General features: G+C 72.2%; 16 protein-coding genes. 12 read left to right on the forward strand and 4 right to left on the reverse strand.

The window, feature by feature from the left end; translation table 11 throughout:
- Window positions 1–208 precede the first annotated feature (208 nt).
- The 12 genes from ACFWBW_RS31690 to ACFWBW_RS31745 all read left to right on the forward strand — a co-directional run bounded on the left by ACFWBW_RS31690 (window position 209) and on the right by ACFWBW_RS31745 (window position 15,428).
- Window positions 209–1,333 carry an LLM class flavin-dependent oxidoreductase gene (locus tag ACFWBW_RS31690; protein ID WP_385379791.1) on the forward strand — a complete coding sequence of 375 codons (1,125 nt, stop codon included), beginning with the start codon at window positions 209–211 and terminating at the stop codon, window positions 1,331–1,333.
- The gene (locus tag ACFWBW_RS31695) at window positions 1,330–2,211 is read left to right on the forward strand and encodes an SDR family oxidoreductase (RefSeq protein WP_385379794.1); all 882 of its coding nucleotides are present in this window, start codon (window positions 1,330–1,332) and stop codon (window positions 2,209–2,211) included. Before ACFWBW_RS31690 ends, ACFWBW_RS31695 begins: the two co-directional genes overlap by 4 nt.
- A complete protein-coding gene (locus ACFWBW_RS31700) occupies window positions 2,208–3,308 on the forward strand; it encodes a GDSL-type esterase/lipase family protein (RefSeq protein WP_385379797.1) in 1,101 nt (366 codons plus the stop codon). The genes ACFWBW_RS31695 and ACFWBW_RS31700 overlap by 4 nt, the downstream gene beginning before the upstream one ends.
- Window positions 3,309–3,437: 129 nt before the next feature.
- On the forward strand, window positions 3,438–4,388 hold the full coding sequence (locus tag ACFWBW_RS31705; RefSeq protein ID WP_385379836.1) for an SCO0930 family lipoprotein: 951 nt from the start codon (window positions 3,438–3,440) through the stop codon (window positions 4,386–4,388).
- A 134-nt stretch (window positions 4,389–4,522) separates the two neighbouring features.
- Complete coding sequence (locus tag ACFWBW_RS31710) at window positions 4,523–5,350, forward strand: LytR/AlgR family response regulator transcription factor (protein ID WP_385379800.1); 828 nt, start codon at window positions 4,523–4,525, stop codon at window positions 5,348–5,350.
- A gap of 194 nt (window positions 5,351–5,544) precedes the next feature.
- Window positions 5,545–5,820, forward strand: coding sequence for a hypothetical protein (locus ACFWBW_RS31715; RefSeq protein ID WP_385379803.1), 276 nt, complete (start codon window positions 5,545–5,547; stop codon window positions 5,818–5,820).
- A 122-nt stretch (window positions 5,821–5,942) separates the two neighbouring features.
- Window positions 5,943–7,775, forward strand: coding sequence for a cation acetate symporter (locus ACFWBW_RS31720; RefSeq protein ID WP_385379806.1), 1,833 nt, complete (start codon window positions 5,943–5,945; stop codon window positions 7,773–7,775).
- On the forward strand, window positions 7,772–9,007 hold the full coding sequence (locus ACFWBW_RS31725) for a sensor histidine kinase (RefSeq protein WP_385379809.1): 1,236 nt from the start codon (window positions 7,772–7,774) through the stop codon (window positions 9,005–9,007). The genes ACFWBW_RS31720 and ACFWBW_RS31725 overlap by 4 nt, the downstream gene beginning before the upstream one ends.
- 379 nt (window positions 9,008–9,386) lie before the next feature.
- Complete coding sequence (locus ACFWBW_RS31730; protein WP_385379812.1) at window positions 9,387–10,982, forward strand: DUF6056 family protein; 1,596 nt, start codon at window positions 9,387–9,389, stop codon at window positions 10,980–10,982.
- A 65-nt stretch (window positions 10,983–11,047) separates the two neighbouring features.
- A complete protein-coding gene (locus ACFWBW_RS31735; RefSeq protein WP_385379815.1) occupies window positions 11,048–11,230 on the forward strand; it encodes a hypothetical protein in 183 nt (60 codons plus the stop codon).
- 179 nt (window positions 11,231–11,409) lie between these two features.
- Window positions 11,410–14,259: a CDP-glycerol glycerophosphotransferase family protein gene (locus ACFWBW_RS31740; protein WP_385379818.1), complete on the forward strand. Its 2,850-nt coding sequence runs from the start codon at window positions 11,410–11,412 to the stop codon at window positions 14,257–14,259.
- Window positions 14,259–15,428 carry a glycosyltransferase gene (locus ACFWBW_RS31745; RefSeq protein ID WP_385379821.1) on the forward strand — a complete coding sequence of 390 codons (1,170 nt, stop codon included), beginning with the start codon at window positions 14,259–14,261 and terminating at the stop codon, window positions 15,426–15,428. Before ACFWBW_RS31740 ends, ACFWBW_RS31745 begins: the two co-directional genes overlap by 1 nt.
- A 96-nt stretch (window positions 15,429–15,524) precedes the next feature.
- On the opposite strand, the gene ACFWBW_RS31750 is transcribed toward ACFWBW_RS31745, so the two are convergent.
- The 4 genes from ACFWBW_RS31750 to ACFWBW_RS31765 all read right to left on the reverse strand — a co-directional run.
- A complete protein-coding gene (locus tag ACFWBW_RS31750) occupies window positions 15,525–16,346 on the reverse strand; it encodes a VOC family protein (RefSeq protein WP_385379824.1) in 822 nt (273 codons plus the stop codon).
- Window positions 16,347–16,453: 107 nt separating this feature from the next.
- Window positions 16,454–17,710 carry an FAD-binding protein gene (locus tag ACFWBW_RS31755; protein ID WP_385379827.1) on the reverse strand — a complete coding sequence of 419 codons (1,257 nt, stop codon included), beginning with the start codon at window positions 17,708–17,710 and terminating at the stop codon, window positions 16,454–16,456.
- 141 nt (window positions 17,711–17,851) lie between these two features.
- The gene (locus tag ACFWBW_RS31760) at window positions 17,852–19,360 is read right to left on the reverse strand and encodes a GuaB1 family IMP dehydrogenase-related protein (RefSeq protein WP_266910514.1); all 1,509 of its coding nucleotides are present in this window, start codon (window positions 19,358–19,360) and stop codon (window positions 17,852–17,854) included.
- Window positions 19,361–19,430: 70 nt separating this feature from the next.
- A partial coding sequence (locus ACFWBW_RS31765) for an XdhC family protein (protein ID WP_385379830.1) occupies window positions 19,431–20,554 on the reverse strand: 1,124 nt, incomplete at its 5' end.

Consider the following 20,554-nt stretch of genomic DNA (forward strand, 5'->3'; position numbering starts at 1 on the left):
CAGGCGGTCCACGCCACTCCACGTACAGCGAGTGAGCCTACGAGCTGAGTGATACCGCCCGTAATGCACCATCCTTGCACATTGGCGACTGATCGTTGCGCGGATCTGTCCTGGATGGTCCTTTGTTGCGCGGGGATGATCGATCAGTGCGCAGCCGATCCCGACCCGCATTCTTGACACTTCGTCAGATCTGCCGCAGCGTGCCGCCATGGACCTGGACGTGCTCTACGAGATCGACGTGCCGCGGCCCTGGCGGGGAGCCCACCCGCACGGCCAGCGGGCCGCTGAGCAGCGCGCTTACCGGGAGGCGGTGGAACAGATCCGGCTCGCCGACCGGATGGGCTTCCGTACCGTCTGGGCGGTCGAGCACCACTTCCGCGAGGGCCGCTCGCACTGCCCGGCCCCCGAGGTGCTCCTCGGACACCTGGCGGGGCTCACCGAGCGCATCCGGCTGGGCTTCGGCGTGACCCTGACCCCCTTCGCCTTCACCCCGCCGCAGCGCATCGCGGAGAAGGTCGCCACCGTCGACGTGCTCTCCGGCGGCCGGGTGGAATGGGGCACCGGGCGGTCCACTCCCATGGAGCAGGCGGCCTTCGGGGTGGACCGGGACAAGTCCCGCGACGACTGGCGCGAGGCCATCGAGATCGTGACCGGAATGTGGCGCGAGGAGTACTTCGCGTACGAGTCGGAGCGCTTCAGCTTCCCGCGCCGCATGGTCACCCCCAAGCCGGTGCAGGATCCCCACCCGCCCGCCTGGATGGCGGCCACTTCCCCCGGCTCCGCGGAGGTCGCGGGCGGGCACGGCCTCGGGCTGCTCTCCTTCTCGATCATGCAGCCGCTGGAGGCGATGGCCGCCCAGGTCGCCGCCTACCGGGCCGCGGCCGCCGCCCCGCGCCCGCTCACCGACGTCACCACGGACCGGGTCGCCGCCTACACCCTGGTCCACGCCACCCCGCCGCGGACCGCTGCGGGCCCCCGGGTCTGGGACTCGGTCGCCTGGTGGTACTCCAACCTGGCGCAGTTCACCCTGGAGTGGGAGCTGCCCCACTTGAGCCCCGAGGAACGGGAGCGGACCTTCCCCCTGCTCACACCGATCCTCGAAGGGAACGTTCCCGTACGGGAGTTCAGCGACGGGGACATGATCCTCATCGGGGACGCGGAGACGATCGTCACCAAGGCCAAGCGGTACGCGGACCTCGGCGTCGACCAGCTCATCTGCTACGTCCAGTGGGGGTACCTGGAGCACCGGGAGATCCTGCGGACCCTGGAGATCCTGGGCAAGGAAGTCATCCCGGAGCTGGCCCGCCACACCCCCCGCAAGGCCTCCGCGTGAGCGACGGCCGCGACACCTCCCCGGTCCCCGACACCTCCCCGGTCCCCGACACCTCCCCGATCCCCGACGCCACCCCCGACACCTCCCCCGTCCCCGACTACGCCGCCCTGCACCGCCTCGACGGCCGCGCCCTCGTCCTGCTCGGCGCGGGCAACGGAATCGGCCGCCAGACCGCGCACGCGCTGGCCGCGGGCGGCGCCCGCGTGCTGTGCGTGGACGTGGACGAGGAGCGGGCCCGCGCGGTCGCCGCCGAGACCGGGGGCGTCCCGTACGCCGCCGACGTCACGCGCCGCGAGGCCGTACGGGAGCTCTTCGCCGCGGCGCCGGAGCTGCTCGGCGGCCGCCCGGTCGGCGGGGTGGTCGACATCGTCGGCATGGCCCGGTACGCCGCGCTGCCCGAGGTGGACGACGCCGGCTGGAACTGGCACTTCGACCTGGTGCTGCGGCACGCCTGGCTGGCCGTCCAGTACGGCGGCGAGGCCGTCGCCGCGGCAGGCGGCGGGCCGCTGGTCTTCGTCGCCTCCGTCTCCGGGCTCACCGCGGCCCCGCTGCACGCCGCCTACGGGGCCGCGAAGGCCGGCCTGATGTCCTTGGTGCGCTCGGCGGCGGTAGAGATGGGCCCGCGCGGGGTACGCGTCAACGCGGTGGCACCGGGGGTCGTGTGGACCCCGCGGGTCGCCGCCCTGCTGGGCCCCGAGGGGCGCCGGCTCAACGCGGAGAACGCCCCGCTGGGCCGGGTCGCCGAGACCCGGGACATCGCGGCCGCGCTGTACTTCCTGGCTTCGCCGCAGTCCTCGTACATGACGGGCCAGACGCTGGTCGTGGACGGCGGCGTCGGCGTGAAGTTCCCGTACCCGACGGTCGGAGGCACACGATGAGCACACGGGAACCCGGACCGGACGCGTTCACGGCCATGGCGGCGACCACGGCAACGGCCACGGCCGCGCGCACGGACGGCGTCAGCGACGGCGGCGCCGGCGCCGGGCCGTGGCTGGACCCCGGCCCCTTCCTGCGCGGTGTGGCCTGGCTCGACGGCGGCCGCCCCGTGCGGGCCGACCCGGCCGACACCATGCGGCTGCCCTGGGACACCGGCGAGCGGGCCACCCTGCCCATCGGGGTGCGCCTGGAGTTCACCGCGGCCGCCGCCCGGGCGGTGGAGATCCACTACCGGGCGACCGTGCCCGGACCCACCGACGCGCTCCGCGACCTCGCGCACGGGTTCGCCCTGTGGGACCGGCACGGAGTGGTCGGCGAGCTGTACACCGAGCCGGCCGCCGAGGCCGTCGTACGCCTCGAACTGCCGGGCGGCTCCGGCCCGTTCACCATCCATCCGCCCGAGACCCAGTCCCCGCTGATCCTCGGCCTGCGCGGGATCGGCGGCCCCCTCGCGCCCGCGCCGCCCGCCACCCGCTGGGTGGTGCACGGCGACTCCATCACCGAGGGCTGGTGGTCCACCCGGCCCGCGCACGGCTGGCCCTCGGTGGCCGGGCGGGCGCTCGGCTGGGACACCGTCAACCTCGGCTACGCGGGCGCCGCGCGCGGGGAGCTGGCCTGCGCCGAGCAGATCGCCGGACTCCCCGCCGACGTCCTCACCCTCGCCTTCGGCACCAACTGCTGGTCCCGCGTGCCCTTTTCGGCCCCGCTCCTGTACGAGACCACCCGCGCGTTCCTCGAACTGGTCCGCCAGGGACACCCCCGGACCCCGCTGCTCCTCCTCTCCCCCGTGCTGCGCCCCGACGCGGAACGCACCCCGAACAAGCTGGGCGCCACCCTGGGCGCCCTGCGCGACGCGATGGAGCGCGCCACCCGGGAGCGGATCGCCGCCGGGGACGAGCGGCTGGTGCTGCTCCCGGGGCGGGAGGTGCTGGGCCCCGAGCACCTGGCGGACGGCCTGCACCCCAACGACGCCGGACACCGCACGCTCGGCCTCGCTGTGGCCACGGCCCTGAAGCGGGCCGGGTTCGACGCGGGGTGAGTGAAACAGCCCACATCGGCGGGATTGAACAGATCGGCTCCGACCAGGCGTGTCCTGCACACAGTTGCCGCCGCTCCACTCGAAGGGGGCGGCGGCGCAGGCAGGGACACAGACGTGGGAGAGATCAACATGGGCATCAAGCGCGGAACCACCCTGGCGGCCGTGGCGGTCGTCGTCGCACTCACCGCGACCGCGTGCGGCGGGAGCGACGCGGCGGGCGACGCCGCCAAGCCGGCCGGAGCGGTCGCCGCTCCCTCCCAGGCCCCCTCCTCGGGCGACGGCTACGGATCCGGTTCGGGCGCCGACGCCGGCGCGGACGGCGCCGCCAAGCCCGCCGGCCAACTGGCCATCGCCCAGGACGAGAAGCTCGGCTCCGTCCTCGCCGACAGCGCGGGCTTCACCCTCTACCGCTTCGACAAGGACACCGCGAAGCCGTCCAAGTCCTCCTGCGACGGGGACTGCGCGAAGGTCTGGCCCGTGGTCGCGGCCGGCGACGCCACCGCCGCGGCGGGCATGGACCCGGCGCTGCTGGGCGAGGTGGTCCGTACCGACGGCAGCAAGCAGCTGACGGTGGCGGGCTGGCCCGTGTACCGGTACAGCAAGGACACCAAGGCGGGCGACACCAACGGCCAGGGCGTCGGCGGCACCTGGTTCGCGGCGGCCCCGGACGGCAAGAAGGCGGCGAAGGCGGCAGCCGCGCCCAGCGGCGCGGGCCAGACCTCCGGTGTGCTGACCGTGGCCAAGGACCCGAAGCTCGGCGAGCACATCGTCGACGGCAACGGGATGACGGTCTACCGGTTCAAGCCGGACACCGCGTGGCCCATGGTTTCCAAGTGCGAGGGCGCCTGCGTCGCCAAGTGGCCGGTCGTGGCGCCGGTGGACCGGGCGAACGCCAAGGGGATCATCGAGAAGAACTACCTGGTGCTCGACCGCCCCGACGGCAAGAAGCAGCAGACGGTGAACTGCTGGCCCGTCTACACCTTCACCGGTGACAAGAAGGCCGGCGACATCAACGGCCAGGGCGTCGGCGGCACCTGGTACGCGGTGGCCCCCGACGGCAAGCTCATCACCGTGCAGTAGGCCCCTCCCCTGAGACCGGCCCCTTGAGACCGGTCCCCCGGACCGACCGACCGCGCGGCCCCCGCCTCCCCTCCCCCCGGGGCGGGGGCCGCGCACCGTTCCGCCCCGGCCGGGCGGAACCTAGACTCCGCATCATGCTGCGCGTACTGGCCGTCGACGACGAGAAGCCTCTGCTCGAAGAGCTCCTCTACCTGCTGCGCTCGGACCCCCGGGTGCTCAGCGCCGAGGGCGCCTCGGACGCCACCGAGGCGCTGCGCCGGATCAGCAGGGCGCTGGAGAGCGGCCCGGACGGGGCCGACGTCATCGACGTGGTCTTCCTCGACATCCACATGGCGGGGCTGACCGGGCTGGACATCGCCCGGCTGCTGGCCGGGTTCGCGCGGCCGCCGCTGATCGTGTTCGTCACCGCGCACGAGGGGTTCGCCGTACAGGCCTTCGACCTCAAGGCCGTGGACTACGTGCTGAAGCCCGTGCGACCGGAGCGGCTGGCCGAGGCCGTGCGGCGGGCCTGCGCGCAGTCCGGCCGGTCCGGGGAGCAGCCCGCGGCGACCGCCCCGGCAGGCGTGCCCGCGGCCTCCGGGCCCCCGGTCGCGGTGGCCTCCACCGTGACCCGTGCCGCGGACCGGACCCCCGACCAGATAGCTGTCGAACTGGGCGGCGTCACCCGCTTCGTGGCGATCGCGGACATCGCGTACGTGGAGGCCCAGGGCGACTACGCCCGGCTGCACACCGACGAGGGCAGCCACCTGGTACGGATACCGCTGGCCACGCTGGAGGAGCGGTGGGCGGCACGCGGTTTCATCCGCATCCACCGCCGCCACCTGGTCGCGCTGGCCCGCATCGACGAACTACGGCTGGACGCGGGCACCACCACGGTCCGCGTCGGCGCGGCCGAACTCCAGGTGAGCCGCAGGCACACACGGGAACTGAGGGACCTGCTGATGCGCCAGGCCATGGGCTGACCCGCCCCCGGGCCCGGACCGAGCGGCCCCCGCCGGGCGCGCGCGACGACCGTCCGGCGCGGCGGCGCACCGTTCACCGCGCCCGGAGGGGCGTACGGCGATCCGCCCGGGCCGCCGGCCGCAGCGGTGGCCGGGCCGGCCGCCCCGGCGGACCCCCGCGGGTATCGTCGATCTTCGGCCCCGGGAGGAAGCAGATGTCCGAAATCCAGGCGCTGCTCGACGCACTGACCGCACTGCCCCGCACCCGTCCGGCCGGGCCCGCCGAGGCCGAGGTGCTGCTGGCCCGCCTGCGGAGCGCGGCCGCACGCTGGGCCGACGTGCTGTACGAGGCCCACGAGGGCGTGTACGGACACCTGCCGCCCCGGGCCGAAGCGGCGCTGACGCTGGCCTTCCGGCGGGCCGAGGAATCGTACGTGGAGCTGGAGATCGCCCTGCGGGACTGCGCGGAGCACCGCGATCCCGCCTGCTGAACCGGATCCGGCCTGACCTGCGAGAGGGCCTGTCGCGCGGTCCGGACGCGTGCGTAGACTCCCGGAACCCCGACCCCGCGCAGGGCCGCGCCCCGCCCGCGCCCCAGCCGAAGGACCCCCCGGTGAACCAGACGTACGCGCTGACCGCGGTCGCCGTCGTCGTCCTGGTCACGGTGCTGGTCGGCGCGCTGGGCCTGCGGATATCCCGGACCACCTCGGACTTCTACGTGGCTTCGCGCACGGTCGGCCCGCGCCTCAACGCGGCGGCCATCGGCGGCGAGTACCTCTCGGCGGCCTCGTTCCTCGGTGTGGCCGGGCTGGTGCTGCTCCAGGGGCCGCAGATGCTCTGGTACCCGGTGGGCTACACCGCCGGGTACCTGGTGCTGCTGGTGCTGGTCGCGGCCCCGCTGCGGCGCTCGGGCGCGTACACGCTGCCCGATTTCGCCGAGGCCAGGCTCGAATCGCAGGCGGTTCGCCGGATCGCGGTGCTGTTCGTGCTCGGCGTCGGCTGGCTGTACCTGTTGCCGCAGCTCCAGGGTGCGGGGCTGACCCTGGAGATCCTGACCGGGGCCCCGCACTGGGTGGGCGGGGTGGTCGTCGCCTGTGTGGTGACGGCGGCGGTGGCGGCCGGCGGGATGCGGTCCATCACCTTCGTGCAGGCCTTCCAGTACTGGCTCAAGCTGACCGCCCTGCTGGTGCCCGCGTTCTTCCTGCTGGCGGCCTGGGCGGGGGACGGAGCCCCGCGCGCCTCCTTCGACGCCCCGGCGGTGTTCCGCGAGCACACGGCCGTCACGCTGGCCGAGGACGTACGGCTGTCCCTGGACGAGCCGCTGACGGTGACGGTGACCGGGCAGGTTGACGGGCACGCGTACGCCGGGCAGTCCGTGACCCTCGGCGCCGGACAGCATTCCGTACGGGCGCAGGCGCGGCTGGAGTTCGCCCCGCACTCCGCGGTGCCGCAGAGCCGGGCGGAGGCGGGACCGGGCGTCTCCAGCTGGTCGGAGCCTCTGTCCGGGGACCGGCCGGAGCTGCGGCTGTACGCGACGTACGGGCTGATCCTGGCCACCTTCCTCGGGACCATGGGGCTGCCGCACGTGGCGGTCCGCTTCTACACGAGCCCGAACGGGCGGGCGGCGCGGCGCACCACGCTGGTGGTGCTCGGCCTGGTCGGCGCCTTCTACCTGCTGCCACCGGTGTACGGGACGCTGGGCCGGATCTACACCCCGGAGCTGGCCCTCACCGGGGAGGCGGACGCGGTGGTGCTCGTGCTCCCGGCCCGGATGGTCGGGGGGCTCGCCGGGGAACTGCTGGGGGCGCTGCTGGCGGGCGGCGCGTTCGCGGCGTTCCTGTCCACGGCTTCGGGGCTGACGATGGCGGTGGCGGGCGTCCTGCACCAGGACGTGCTGCCTTCGCGCGGGGTGCGCAGTTTCCGGGTCGCGGTGCTGGTGGCGATCCTGGTGCCGCTGGCCGGGAGCGCGCTGGTGACGGAGGTGCCGGTGGCGGACGCGGTGGGGCTGGCCTTCGCGGTGTCGGCGTCCTCGTTCTGTCCGCTGCTGGTGCTGGGGATCTGGTGGCGCGGGCTGACGCCCCCGGGGGCGGTGGCCGGACTGGTGACGGGGGGCGGGGCGGCGCTTGGCGCGGTGCTGGCGACGCGGGCCGGGCTGGCTCCGTCGGGGTGGGCGAACACGCTGCTGGCGTGGCCGGCGGTGTGGTCGGTCCCGCTGGGGTTCCTGACGATGGTGGCGGTGTCGCTGGCCACGCGCGGGCGGATCCCGCCTGGCACGGCGGCGACGCTGGCCCGGCTGCACCTGCCGGAGGACGTGGCGGAGTCGGCCCCCGCGGCCGGCGGAGCCAGGGGCGGCGGGGCCGCGGGTGCGGGAACGGGTACGGGTACGGGTACGGGAGCGGGCCGGGTCGGCTCCGCCGCGCCCCCTGGAAAGGGCGATGCTCTGTGACCGGAGCACTGCTCTCGGTACTCGGCGCGGCCGGCGGGGCACTGCTGCTCGGGCTCGGCTGGATCGGCGGGCGTCGGCAGGCCCGGCGGGGCGAGCGCGCCCTCGGCCTCGACCTCGGCACCCCCGTCGAACGGGCGACCTTCCACACCCTGCACACCGCCTCCCTCGCCGCTCCCCCGCTGCGCGCCGGCCTCACCGAGGACGCCGCCCGCAAGGCCGCCCGGCGCCTGCGCTCCCTCCTCGGCACCGAGGCCCTGTGCCTGACGGACCGCGGACACGTCCTCGCCTGGGACGGCCCGGGCGCCGACCACCACGAGCACCGGGTGATGGCCCGGGTCGCGGTGATGCTGGACTCGGGGCGCAGCCAGAGCGTGCGCACCGAGTGCGAGCGGCCCGACTGCCCCCTCAAGTGGGCCGTGGTGGCCCCGCTGACCGGCGAGGACGGGATGCTGGGTGCGCTGGTGGCCTACGGCTCGCGGGAGTCGGCGGTGCTGGTGCGGGCCGCCACCGAGGTCGCGCGCTGGGTGTCCGTACAGCTGGAGCTGTCCGAGCTGGACCGTTCGCGGACCCGGTTGATGGAGGCCGAGATCAAGGCGCTGCGCGCGCAGATATCCCCGCACTTCATCTTCAACTCCCTCGCCGCGATCGCCTCGTTCGTGCGCACCGATCCGGAGCGGGCGCGGGACCTGCTGCTGGAGTTCGCGGACTTCACCCGCTACTCCTTCCGGCGGCACGGGGAGTTCACCACCCTGGCCGAGGAGCTGCGGTCCATCGAGCAGTACCTGGCGCTGGCCGGGGCCCGGTTCGGGGAGCGGCTCAAGCTGACCTTGCAGGTGGCGCCCGAGGTGCTGCCGGTGGCGCTGCCGTTCCTGTGCCTGCAGCCGCTGGTGGAGAACGCGGTCAAGCACGGGCTGGAGGACTCCACCGAGGAGTGCAAGATCACCATCGCGGCCCGGGACGCCGGCTCGGAGGCGCTGATCACCATCGAGGACAACGGCGTCGGCATGGATCCGGCCCTGCTGCGCCGGATCCTGGCCGGGGAGCACGCGGGCTCCTCCCCGGGCATCGGGCTGACCAACGTGGACGAGCGGCTGCGCCAGGTCTACGGAGACGGCCACGGGCTCGTCATCGAGACGGGCGTGGGCGCGGGCATGAAGATCACCGTGCGGATCCCCAAGTACCGCGCGGGCGTCCACAGCTCGACGCCGCCCGGCCGCTTCCCCCGGCGCTGACCGCGACGGCGATCGCCCGAGGATCCGCCGAGGAGACTTTCGTCACCGACCGTGACGGCTCCCCCGTGGCCGCCGCCGGTCCCGGGGCCGTCCCTTCGCACCCATTTGCACCCGTCTTTGCACCCGTCGCGGACGGGACGGGCGGAGCCCTCCGGGGCAGGCCCGAGGCCCGGCGGCGGAAGGGCCCAATGGGGTCTCGCTCACTCATATGGAGTAAGTTCCATGGTGTGGACGGAGGCTCACAGGTCCCGCGCAGCCTCCGGATGCCGGTGGGCGCGCACCGTGCACATCGATGCGACCGGGCCCACCCTGCGCTGACCGTCACGGCGGGCGCGATCGGCCGACGGCCCGACCGGCGCCACTGTGAAGGATTTGGTGAATGAGGACTGACGTGCCCCAGGGGACAGGGGAAGCCGGAGCCGAGCGCGGGTTCGAGGGGGAGGAAAGCCTCCGGGCGGATTCCCCCGGCGCATCCCCTGCGGCGGGCCGGAGCGGCGATCTTCGCGCGTTCGCCCGCGGGCTCATGATCGGCACCTCCGGCATCCTCGTGGCCGTATCCGGGGCCATGGTCGCCGTCGGGTGCTTCCTCGGGCTCTACGTGCGGCCCACCTCGGACGACTGGTGCGCCGCCTGGAAAGCCCGCGACATGGGGGTCTTCGGCATCACGTCCGACTTCTACATGACGCAGAACGGCCGGGTGGCCAACGCCTTCCTGAGCGGCGTCATCTACGGCGACGGACTGGTGGGCGCCAAGATCCTGCCGACCGTCATCGCCGTCACCTTCACGCTCGGCCTGGTCCTGCTCGGCAGCCAGTTCATGCGGTTCCTCGGCGCCAAGCCGCGGCTGCTGCTCCTGATCGCCGCCGCCCTGGTCCTCCAGGCCCTCCTCTACTTCGCCGGAACCCGCAGCTACCAGGCGCTGCTGTGGGCCCCGGCCACCATTTCCCACACCATTCCCAGCGTCATCGGGGTGTGGGCCCTCCTGCTCGGCATATGGACCGTCCGCCGGCCCAGCGGCCGCGCCCGGACGGCCGGGTTCGTGGCGACGTTCCTCATCGCCGCCGCGCTCGGCACCCTGAGCGAGCCGTTCACGCTGGTCACCGGTCTCCTCGGGGCCGGCGCCGGACTGCTGGCAGTGCCCCGCTTCGGGCTCGCGCGGACCTGGCGCCCCTTCACCTGGTGCACGGTCTGGTGCTTCGGACTCCTCAGCGGCCTGCTCTTCCTCTACACCTCCCCCGGTGCCCGCTGGCGCCGCGCCCAGAATCCGTCCAAGGAGTCCCTGCTCACCCCGGAGGGCATGCGGGCCACCCTCCACGACTGGCAGCTGATGTGGGACTCCGTGACCGGCCAGTGGGCCTATCTCGGTGCCGCCGCCGTCGGCGTCCTGATCGGCCTCGCGGTCGGTATGCGCACCTCCGCTTCCGCTTCCGCTCTGCCGGAGGGCCTGCGCACCGTTCCGCGGCTGACGCGGATCGCCCTGTGGGTGCTCCCGGTGCTCGTGGTGGTGCTGGGTTCGTTCGCCGTGGCGGCGGGCCTGCGCAGCGGCTACGGCCCGACCGGCTGGACCTACGCCCGGACCTGGACGAACTACCTGGTCCCGATGGTGCTGGCGCTCTGCCTCTACGGGGCCCTGCTCGGGCAGTGGGCCGGCCGGCTCCTCGCGAGCCGGACGGCCACGACCCGGTTCGTGCCGGTCGCCGTCGTGGCCGCGGGCGCCGTGGTCCTGGCCTCGATGGCCGTGCTCGTCCCGAGCGTCCAGAAGCTCACCACCACCACGGTCACCCGGTCGGTGGCCTGGGACGCCCAGAACGCCCGCATCCAGAAGGAAGCCCGACAGGGTTCCTCCGACGTCGGGTACCGCCCCCTGCCCATCGGGAACCTGGCCGAGCCCTTCTACACCAAGAACTACAAGCGGGACTGGGTCTCCGCCTGCGTCTCGAAGTGGTACGGCATCGACCGGGTCCACCGTCGCTGAGAGGTTCCTGTCGTCATGGCCCGGGGACAGCGGGCCATGACCTCGCCCCGACCGCAGGAGAGACCTTGTACACCAAGGACATGTACCTCACGGACCCGCCGGACTGCGCGTGCGGTGTGGACTACTTCGACTCCATGGCGCACCGCCCCGACTGTCACTGCTACGCGGGGCCGAGCGCGCACGCGGGGCCGGACCCCCGGGACGATCAAGGCACCCGTACTCCCGGAGCCGGGGCAGCCCGCCTCTGAGCAGGTCCGAGCCGACGGGCCATGGAGCGGCTGCCCCATCACGTTTCCCTAACGAACCGACTTGCCCAGAATTGCCATCGCGCATCGCCAGCCGCCGACACTCCCCGCCTGTGACCATAGTGTGACTCATAGGGAGATATGTTTGAGGCAATGCCGTCGAGGAGAAGGTTGAGGTTGCTGTGCCGGACATATCCGTGGTCGTGATCGTTTTCAACGATGCCGACCGGCTGCCGGCTGCGGTCCAGTCCGTACTGGAGCAGACGCTGCAGAGCGTCGAGGTCGTGATCGTCGACGACTGCAGTTCCGACCGCTCGTTCGAGGTAGCCCAGGAGCTGGCCGCAGCGCACCCCGGGAAGGTCCGCGCCTTCCAGCTCCCGGAGAACAGCGGCGCCGGCGGCGAGCCCCGCAACGTCGGCATCCAGCACGCCACGGGCCGGTACGTCATGTTCCTCGACAGCGACGACGTCCTGGAGCGCAACGCCTGCAGGAACCTGTTCGAGTCGGCGGAGGAGACCGGGTCCGACATCGTGTCCGGACTGTGCGTCCGGCTGCACAAGGACACCCGGAACCAGAAGCGCGACGAGTGGTACTCGTGGATCTACTCGGCCACGCGCACGCTGGAATCCGTCACCGAGTTCCCCGACCTGTTCGTCTGGGACACCCTGTCGACGAACAAGTGCTACCGCCGTGACTTCCTCCTCGAGAACGACCTGCGCTTCCCCAAGGGGATGCTCTACGAGGACCTGATGTTCATCGCCGACGCGTACCTGGCGGCCAAGCGCATCACGCTGGTCCCCAACCAGGTCTACTTCTGGCACGTGCACGAGCAGGCCGCTGAGAAGTCGGTGACCAACAGCCGGCACGAGATGGCCAACTACATCCACCGGCTGGAGATCCACCGCCGTATCGACGCGCTGCTGGAACGGCACGGGCTGGACGACCTCAAGCTCGCCAAGGACGTCAAGTTCCTCAAGCACGACCTGGTGCTGCACCTGCGGGACCTGCCGTTCCGCGACGAGGCCTACCGCCTGGAGTTCGCCAAGCACTCCCAGGAGTACCTCAAGGGCATCGCCCCGGCCGCCTACGAGAAGGTCCTGCCCATCCAGGCCATCTGCGCCTATCTGCTCAGCCAGGGCGACTGGGAGCGCCTGATCCCGGCGGTCGACAGCCTCACGAACCGCGTCAAGATCTCCTCCCCCCTGGCCGAGCACGAGGGCCGGATCTACTGGTGCGACGAGTACCTCGACGACGACTTCGCCCGCAGTGTCCTGGACGTGACCGACCTCGGCTACCACCAGAAGCCGATCGGCCAGATGTTCCTGCGCAACGAGCTCACCGGCCTCACCGCCGACGGCACCACGATCCGGATGACCGGCCGCATCACCAACCCCCTGGGCGTGATCGCGGCGGGCGCCCGCCTCGAGGGCGAGCTGCTGTTCAGCGCCCGGCGCCGCAGCCTGCAGTCCTTCGCGTTCCCCGTGCAGGTCATGCGGCACGACGGCGATTCGGTCCACTGGGAAGCGGAGGCGGACCTCACCAAGGACCTGCGCCCCCTGGGGATCATCGACACCGTCTGGGACCTGCGCCTCTCCATGGACGTGAACGGTGCCCGTACGACGACCCGGCTCACCGTGGGCGACGTCGACCTGTCCGGCGGCGTGCTGCCCGTACGCCCCCGCCTGACCCGCATGGTGGCCGATCACCTGGAGCCCCACGCCTCCGCGAAGGGGCACCTCGCCTTCCGCCTCGTCACCGAGAACCAGACGAACGAGCGCGTCCTCGAACTGATCGAGCGCGGTGTGCGGGGCAAGCCGGGAGCCCTGGCCAAGTCGGGGTACCGCAAGGCGAAGTCGGTGCGCAAGACCCTCACGTCCACCGAGACCAAGCTCCGTCTGTACCACGAGGTCTTCAGCCGCCTGCCCATCAAGAAGCGCACGGTCGTCTTCGAAAGCATGATCGGCCGGCAGTACAGCGACAGCCCGCGCGCCATCTACGAGGAGATGCGGCGCCAGGGCCTCGAATTCGAAGCGATCTGGTCCTACCGCGGCAGCCCGAAGGGGTTCCCCAAGGACGCCACCCTGGTGCGCGCCTGGTCGCTGCCCTACCTCAAGGCACTCGCGCAGGCCGAGTTCTGGGTGGACAACCAGAGCTTCCCGCTCAAGCTGACGAAGCGCCCCGAGACCACCTACATCCAGACCTGGCACGGCTCGGCGCTCAAGCGCATGGGCTTCGACCTGCCCGAGCTCAAGGCCGCCACACGAGCCCGGCAGGACGCACAGCAGGCCGGCCTGGACCGCTTCGACCGGTTCCTGATCAGGTCCGAGCACGACGTCCAGACCCTGGCCAAGGCCTTCCGCCTGCCGGAGAAGGCCCTGCTGCGGGTGGGCTATCCGCGCAACGACGCGCTGGCGCAGGCCCGTCAGCGCGAGGCCGACGGCGCAGCGCGCGAGCGGGGCCCGCTCGCGGCCGAGCTGGGCATCCCCGCCGACAAGAAGGTCCTGCTGTACGCCCCCACCTTCCGCAAGGCAGGAGGCCGGCAGGCCCACTTCGAGCTGCCCTTCGACGTGGAGCGCTTCGCCGACGAGTTCGGTGACCGCTTCGTGCTCCTCGTCCGGGCGCACTACCTCAACCACGTGGTCCTGCCCCCCACCGTGCGCGGCCGGGTCATCGACGTCTCCGCGCACCACGATGTGACGCCCCTGCTGAACCTGGCCGACGCGATGATCACGGACTACTCCTCCGTGATGTTCGACTACGCGCTGCTCGACCGGCCGATGCTCTTCTTCACGTACGACTACGAGGCGTACGTCCACGAGGACCGCGGCACCTACTTCGACCTGCTGGAGCACGCGCCCGGTCCGGTGTTCAACACCGAGGACGAGTTCCACGAAGCGGTGAGGTCCCTGGACGCCCAGGCATCCGAGTACGCCTCGAAGCGGGAGCAGTTCGGCGCGCGGTTCGGCGAGTACGACCAGGGCAATGCCAGCCAGAGCATCATCGATCAGTTCTTCGCGCACTGGAGGCGTTAATGACCCAGCAGACCGCAGCCACGACCCGGGACATCTTCTTCGTCTCCAACAGCGTGAACGAGCTGGGTGGCATCACCAGCTGGTCCCACCAGATGGCCCGCCTCTTCAGCGGACGGGGCCACCGGGTCCACGTCCTGGGCGTCACCCCGCCGCCCGCGGGGCGCAGCCAGGAACTCGGCGACAACCTGCCGTACCGGACCACCACGCTCTACGACGCGCACCCTCCGAGCCCCAAGGCCCTTCGCGGGCTCAAGGGCAAGCTGAACCTCGCCGAGCAGCGCCGGCAGGCCGCCCGTGACGCCGGCATGCGCGAGCAGGCCGCGAAGCTGACGGAACTGTTCCGGGCCGCCCGCCCCGGTGGGATCGTCATCGTCACCCAGGTGTGGGCCATGGAATGGGTGGCGCTCGCCGACACCGCCGGGCTCACCGTGATCGGCATGAGCCACGAGTCCTTCGAGACCTGCCGCGCCTCTTCGCGCTTCCAGCGTGTGAAGCGGCTCTACAAGGACGTGGACCGCATGCTCACGCTCACGCGCGAGGACGCGGACCTCTGGATACGCCAGCGGTTCGACAACGTCGGCTTCATGCCCAACCCCCTGCCGTTCTTCCCGGACGAGCCGTCCGCCCGCGAGACCAAGACGGTGGTGAGCATCGGCCGGCTGCACGAGGAGAAGGGGGTCGACCTGCTCCTCGACGCCTGGGCCCAGGTCGCACCGGACCACGCGGACTGGACGCTGCGCATCTACGGCGCGGGCGAGGAGCAGGAGGCGCTGCACAAGCAGAGCGCGGCGCTGGGCATCGAATCCTCCGTGGAGTGGATGGGCCGTACCAGCGACGTCCCGGGCGCCCTGCGCGACGGTTCCGTGTTCGTCCTGAGTTCCCGTGGCGAGGGCTTCCCGCTCGCTCCCATGGAGGCCATGGCCACCGCCGTGCCGTGCGTCGCCTTCGACGTCGCCCCCGGAGTCCGGGAGATCATCACCGACGGCCGGGACGGACTGCTCGCGTCACCCGGCAACACCGCTGAACTGGCCCGCCAGATCGGCAAGTTGCTGGCGGACAAGGAGCTGCGGGACAGCATGGGCGAGGCTGCCCGCGAGAACATCCAGCGCTACTCGACCGACCGGATCGTGAGCCGCTGGGAAGGCCTGTTCGCCCTTCTGGACCAGTAGCCCCTCCTGCGCGCGACCTGAAGGGGGCCACCGGCACATCGCCGGTGGCCCCCTTCGGCGCTCACGGCCGGCGGTGGCCGTGCCCGTGGCCGGGGTTCAGTCCTGGGACGGGGTCAGCACCACGAAGTCGGCGTTCGACGGGTCGAGGCAGACGGCCAGCCGGCCGACGCCCTCGGCGTCCACGGGCCCCATCTGCACGCTGCCGCCGCGCGCGGCGACCTCGGCGACCGCCGCGTCGCAGTCGGTGACGTGGAAGACCGGGTGCCAGTACGGCCTTCCGCCGGCCACGGCCAGGTCCTCCGCGGAGAGCTCCATCAGGCCGCCCTGCATGCGCCCCTCGGGCAGCCCGGCGGGGGTGATCAGGGTGTACGTACCGCCGCCGCCCGGCATCTGCATATCGCTGAACTGCCAGCCGAAGACGCCCCCGTAGAACTCCCGGGCGGACGTGGCGTCGCTCGTGTACAGCTCGGTCCAGGACAGCGAGCCCGGCTGGTCCACGAGGTCGACGCCCTTGTTCTCCCCGGGCTGCCAGACGGCGAACTGGCCCCCCAGCGGGTCGCTGTACTGCGCCATCGTGCCCCACTCGTCGAGCACCCGCGGCTCCACCCGTACGGTGCCGCCGGCGCTGCGGACGGCGCTGGTCGTGGCCTCGGCGTCGGGGACGCTGTAGTAGATCATCCAGGCCGGGCGGGCGCCCTCCTCGGTGAGCTTGCCCAGTCCGGCGACGATCTTGCCGTCCTTCCGGAACATGCCGCCTTCCATGTCCTCCCCCGTGCCCTCACCCGGGTCCTCCCCCGCGCCCATGGGCTCGTAGTCCCACCCGAGGACGGCGCCGTAGAAGGCCGCGGCGGCGGGGACGTCGGGTGCGCCGAGGTCGAGCCAGCAGGGGGAGCCGGGGACGAAGTCAGTGGTGATCATGACGACTGCCTTTCGCGGATCGAGTACGACCAGCGTGGCACCGGACACCTGCCCCCGCCCGTCGGTCCGACGGGCGGGGGGAGCCGGGCGGCGGCGGGGCACGGCCGCTACGGGGCGACCTCTCCGAAGGCGCGGCGGGCGAAATGGGTCAGCGCGTGCTCCTCGCGCAGTTCCCGGAGGCGCCGGAGGGCCGGGGCTCCGTAGAAGCGCTCCAGCAGGTCCGTGTCGAAATCGTGGGTGCCGTAGAGGTACGGACGGCCCTTGGCCTCCGCGCAGGCCTCCAGCAGCTCCCGCAGGACGCGCCGCGTCTCGGAGATCCCCCGGGAATCGGCGGTTGCGGCTGCCGTGAAGATGCCGATCAGGTACTGGACGGGGGCGTCCACCACGGGTGCGAGGACGAAGGGGGTGGCGGATTCGGGGCGCTTGATCACCAGGAAGTACAGGGCGACCAGGGTCTCGGAGAACGGATACTCCTCGAGCATCCCCTCCACCTTCTTCGTGAAGAGCTTGAAGCCGTCCTCGTCGAAGATGTGGTCGACCCACATGTTCGCGTGGGAGTCCTCTTCGAGCAGGTGGTGGAGGGCCTTCGCGGTTTCCCCGTGGCTGAACTGCATGTAGTCGGGGACCAGGAACTCCTGCGCCGGGTCCGCGGGCGCGGGTGCGTCGTCGGTGAGCGATACGTGCGAGTACCAGGACGCCCGGTCGTACATGCCGAAGAAGCTCGACACCCACGGCTCCTGTACGCCGTTCAGCATGAACTCCGTGAGGTCGGCCAGTCCGGTGTGCTCGACCCTGGCCGCGCGGGTGACGGGCTGGTACGGCACCGTCCTCAGGACCACCTTCTTGATGAACCCCACCTGTCCCAGGCCGCCCAGGGCGTACCGGAACAGCTCGGAGTTCTCCCGCTCGGAACACCGCATCGAGCGGCCCGTTCCGTCGACGAGCTCGATCTCGTGCACCTGGTCGCTCTGCAGTCCGGAGCGGCAGGAGGCGAGGCCGAAGCCTCCGATGGAGAGGTTTCCCCCCACCGTGATGTCGAGGTAGCTCGGGAGGACCGGGTTGGAGCGGCCGTGCCGGTTCAGCCACCTCTCCAGTTCGAGCCAGGTGATCCCGCTCGGGGCTTCCACCAGGTGTTCGTCCCCGACGAAGCGCGGAACGGCATCGGGGCGGTAGTTGTCGATGACGACCCCGGGGGACAGCGTCTGGGTGTTGGTCGAGCGGCCGGCTCCCCGGACGGTCATGTCCCGGCCCGCCTCCGCCGCCTCGCGCATGGCCTCCGCGACGGTTCCGTGCTCGTCCTCCCGCACCACTTTCCCGGGAGGAACGACGGAGGTCCGTCCGAAGTCCCGGCTGAATGTGTCCACCTGGCCCGACCTTTCCACGGCAACAAAGGGAAGGAGCGGTGGACATCCTGTGCCCCCGTGCTAGAGCACGGCTCGGACCGGGGCCGGACAGCACTGCGCCGGGGCCCCCACGGGGACCCCGGCGCAGTGGTGACGGTGCGACTAGCTCCAGCTGGCGTGCAGCGGCTTGCCCTCGGCGTAGCCCGCGGCGGACTGGATGCCGACGACGGCCTTCTCCTCGAACTCGGCGAGCGAGGCCGCGCCGGCGTAGGTGCAGGAGGAGCGGACGCCCGCGATGATCGAGTCGATCAGGTCCTCGACGCCCGGACGGGCCGGGTCCAGGAACATCCGCGAGGTGGAGATGCCCTCCTCGAAGAGACCCTTGCGGGCGCGGTCGTAGGAGGACTCCTCCGACGTGCGGTTCTGGACCGCGCGCGCGGAGGCCATGCCGAAGGACTCCTTGTACAGGCGGCCGTCGGCCGACTGCTGCAGGTCGCCCGGGGACTCGTACGTACCGGCGAACCAGGAGCCGATCATGACGTTGGACGCACCGGCGGCCAGCGCCATCGCCACGTCGCGCGGGTGACGGACGCCGCCGTCGGCCCACACGTGCTTGCCGTGCTTCTTCGCCTCGGCCGCGCACTCCAGCACCGCGGAGAACTGCGGGCGGCCCACGCCGGTCATCATGCGGGTGGTGCACATGGCGCCCGGGCCCACACCGACCTTGATGATGTCGGCGCCGGCGTCGATCAGGTCCTTGACGCCCTCGGCGGCGACGATGTTGCCGGCCACGATCGGGACCTGCGGGTCGAGGGCGCGGACGGCCTTGATCGCGCTGATCATCGATTCCTGGTGGCCGTGCGCGGTGTCGATGACGAGCGTGTCCACGCCCGCGTCGAGCAGCTGCTTGGCCTTGGCCACGAAGTCGCCGTTGATGCCGACGGCGGCGGCGATGCGCAACTTGCCGTTGGCGTCGGTGGCGGGGGTGTACAGGGTCGCGCGCAGTGCGGCCTTGCGGGTGAGGATGCCGACGAGCTTGCCGTCCTTGTCGACGGCGGGGGCCAGCTTGCGGTGGCCGGCGTCGAGCTTGGTGAAGGCCTCGCGGGGGTCGATGTCGGCGTCGATGAGCAGGAGCTCCTTCGACATGACCTCGGAGAGCTGGGTGAAGCGGTCCACGCCGGTCAGGTCGTGGTCGGTGACGACGCCCACCGGGCGGCCGTCAGCGTCGACGACGACGCCGGCGCCGTGCGCGCGCTTGGGCAGCAGCGACAGCGCGTCGGCGACGGTCTGGGTGGGAGCCAGCGTGATCGGGGTGTCGAGCACGAGGTGGCGGGTCTTCACCCAGGAGATCACGTCGGTGACGACGTCGATCGGGATGTCCTGCGGGATGACGACGATGCCGCCGCGGCGGGCGACCGTCTCGGCCATCCGGCGGCCGGCGATGGCGGTCATGTTGGCCACGACCAGCGGAATGGTGGTGCCGGTGCCGTCAGGCGCGGAGAGGTCGACGCCCTGCCGGGAACCGACCGCGGAGCGGCTCGGCACCATGAACACATCGTCGTACGTCAGGTCGTACGGCGGCTTCAGGTCATTGAGAAAACGCACGTGCTGAACATCCCAGTCGTTCGGAGGTGACCCCGACAGGGCAGTCGAGGAACGCACGTACTTCATTCTCACACGACCTGGAGTTCACACCGCCCCGGCGAAACGTCCATGACATGTGGGGCCGGATGGTCGCTTCCTACGGGACCTTGGTCCTCCGGCCGGGTACCGGCGGGGCCGCCCGGCGATGGACGGGGCCGTGGTTCCGGGCCAGGGGAAGAATCGTTCCTCCGTACCGGACGGCCGTGAACTCGGCGGCGATGGCCAGCGCGGTCTCCTCGGGGGTTCCCCCGCCGAGGTCCAGGCCGATCGGTGAGCGCAGCCGGGCCAGTGCGGCCGCCTCCACGCCCTCCGCCCGCAGCCGCCGCGCCCGGTCCTCGTGAGTGCGCCGCGAGCCCATGGCTCCCACGTACCCGAGCGGCAGCCGCAGCGCGAGCGTCAGCAGGGGGACGTCGAACTTGGCGTCGTGGGTCAGGACGCACACCGCCGTACGGGGATCCAGGCGGCCCGCCTCCCATTCCGCGGCCAGGTGCCGGTGCGGCCAGTCCACGACCACCTCGGCGGCCTCGGGGAAGCGGGCGGCCGTGACGAAGACGGGCCGGGCGTCGCAGACCGTGACCCGGTAGCCCAGGAAGGCGCCGATCCGGGTGAGGGCGGCGGCGAAGTCGATGGCCCCGTAGACCAGCAGCCGGGGCGGCTCGGCGGCCGATTCGACCAGGAGGGTCAGGGGCTGCCCGCAGAGCCCGCCCGCGGTGCCCAGGTCGGTGGTGCCGGTGCGGCCGGCCGCGAGCCAGCCCCGGACCCGCTCGGCGGCGGCCCGGTCCAGCTCGGCGCCCCCGCCGAGGCGGCCCTCGTAGGAACCGTCGGCGTGTACGGCGATGGCCCGGCCCGCCTGTTCCGGCGGCCCGCAGACCACCCGGGCCAGCGCGGAGCGGGCACCGGCGCAGGCCGCGTCGAGCACGGCGCCGATGACGGGCCGCACCGGGTCGTGCCGGCGCACCGGGGTGATCAGGACGTCGAGGACTCCGCCGCAGGTCAGTCCCACCGCGAAGGCGTCGTCGTCGCTGTATCCGAAGCGGTGCACGCCGCCGTGCCCGGAGGCGAGCGCCTCCAGGCACAGCTCGTGCACGGCCGATTCCACGCAGCCGCCGGAGAGCGAGCCGAGCGCGGTGCCCCCGGCATCGACGGCCAGGGAGGCGCCCGGACCGCGCGGCGCGCTGCCGCTGACGGCGACCACCGTGGCCACGGCGAAGTCCCGTCCGG

It is taken from the genome of Streptomyces sp. NPDC059957 (assembly GCF_042730015.1).
Classification (GTDB): Bacteria; Actinomycetota; Actinomycetes; order Streptomycetales; family Streptomycetaceae; genus Streptomyces.

Excerpts from the sequence above, each read along its gene's own strand:
- ACFWBW_RS31690 (WP_385379791.1), top strand. The coding sequence starts at position 209 with ATGGACCTGGACGTGCTCTACGAGATCGACGTGCCGCGGCCCTGGCGG.
- ACFWBW_RS31700 (WP_385379797.1), top strand. The coding sequence starts at position 2,208 with ATGAGCACACGGGAACCCGGACCGGACGCGTTCACGGCCATGGCGGCG.
- ACFWBW_RS31705 (WP_385379836.1), top strand. The coding sequence starts at position 3,438 with ATGGGCATCAAGCGCGGAACCACCCTGGCGGCCGTGGCGGTCGTCGTC.
- ACFWBW_RS31710 (WP_385379800.1), top strand. The coding sequence starts at position 4,523 with ATGCTGCGCGTACTGGCCGTCGACGACGAGAAGCCTCTGCTCGAAGAG.
- ACFWBW_RS31715 (WP_385379803.1), top strand. The coding sequence starts at position 5,545 with ATGTCCGAAATCCAGGCGCTGCTCGACGCACTGACCGCACTGCCCCGC.
- ACFWBW_RS31730 (WP_385379812.1), top strand. The coding sequence starts at position 9,387 with ATGAGGACTGACGTGCCCCAGGGGACAGGGGAAGCCGGAGCCGAGCGC.
- ACFWBW_RS31745 (WP_385379821.1), top strand. The coding sequence starts at position 14,259 with ATGACCCAGCAGACCGCAGCCACGACCCGGGACATCTTCTTCGTCTCC.
- ACFWBW_RS31750 (WP_385379824.1), bottom strand. The coding sequence starts at position 16,346 with ATGATCACCACTGACTTCGTCCCCGGCTCCCCCTGCTGGCTCGACCTC.
- ACFWBW_RS31760 (WP_266910514.1), bottom strand. The coding sequence starts at position 19,360 with ATGAAGTACGTGCGTTCCTCGACTGCCCTGTCGGGGTCACCTCCGAAC.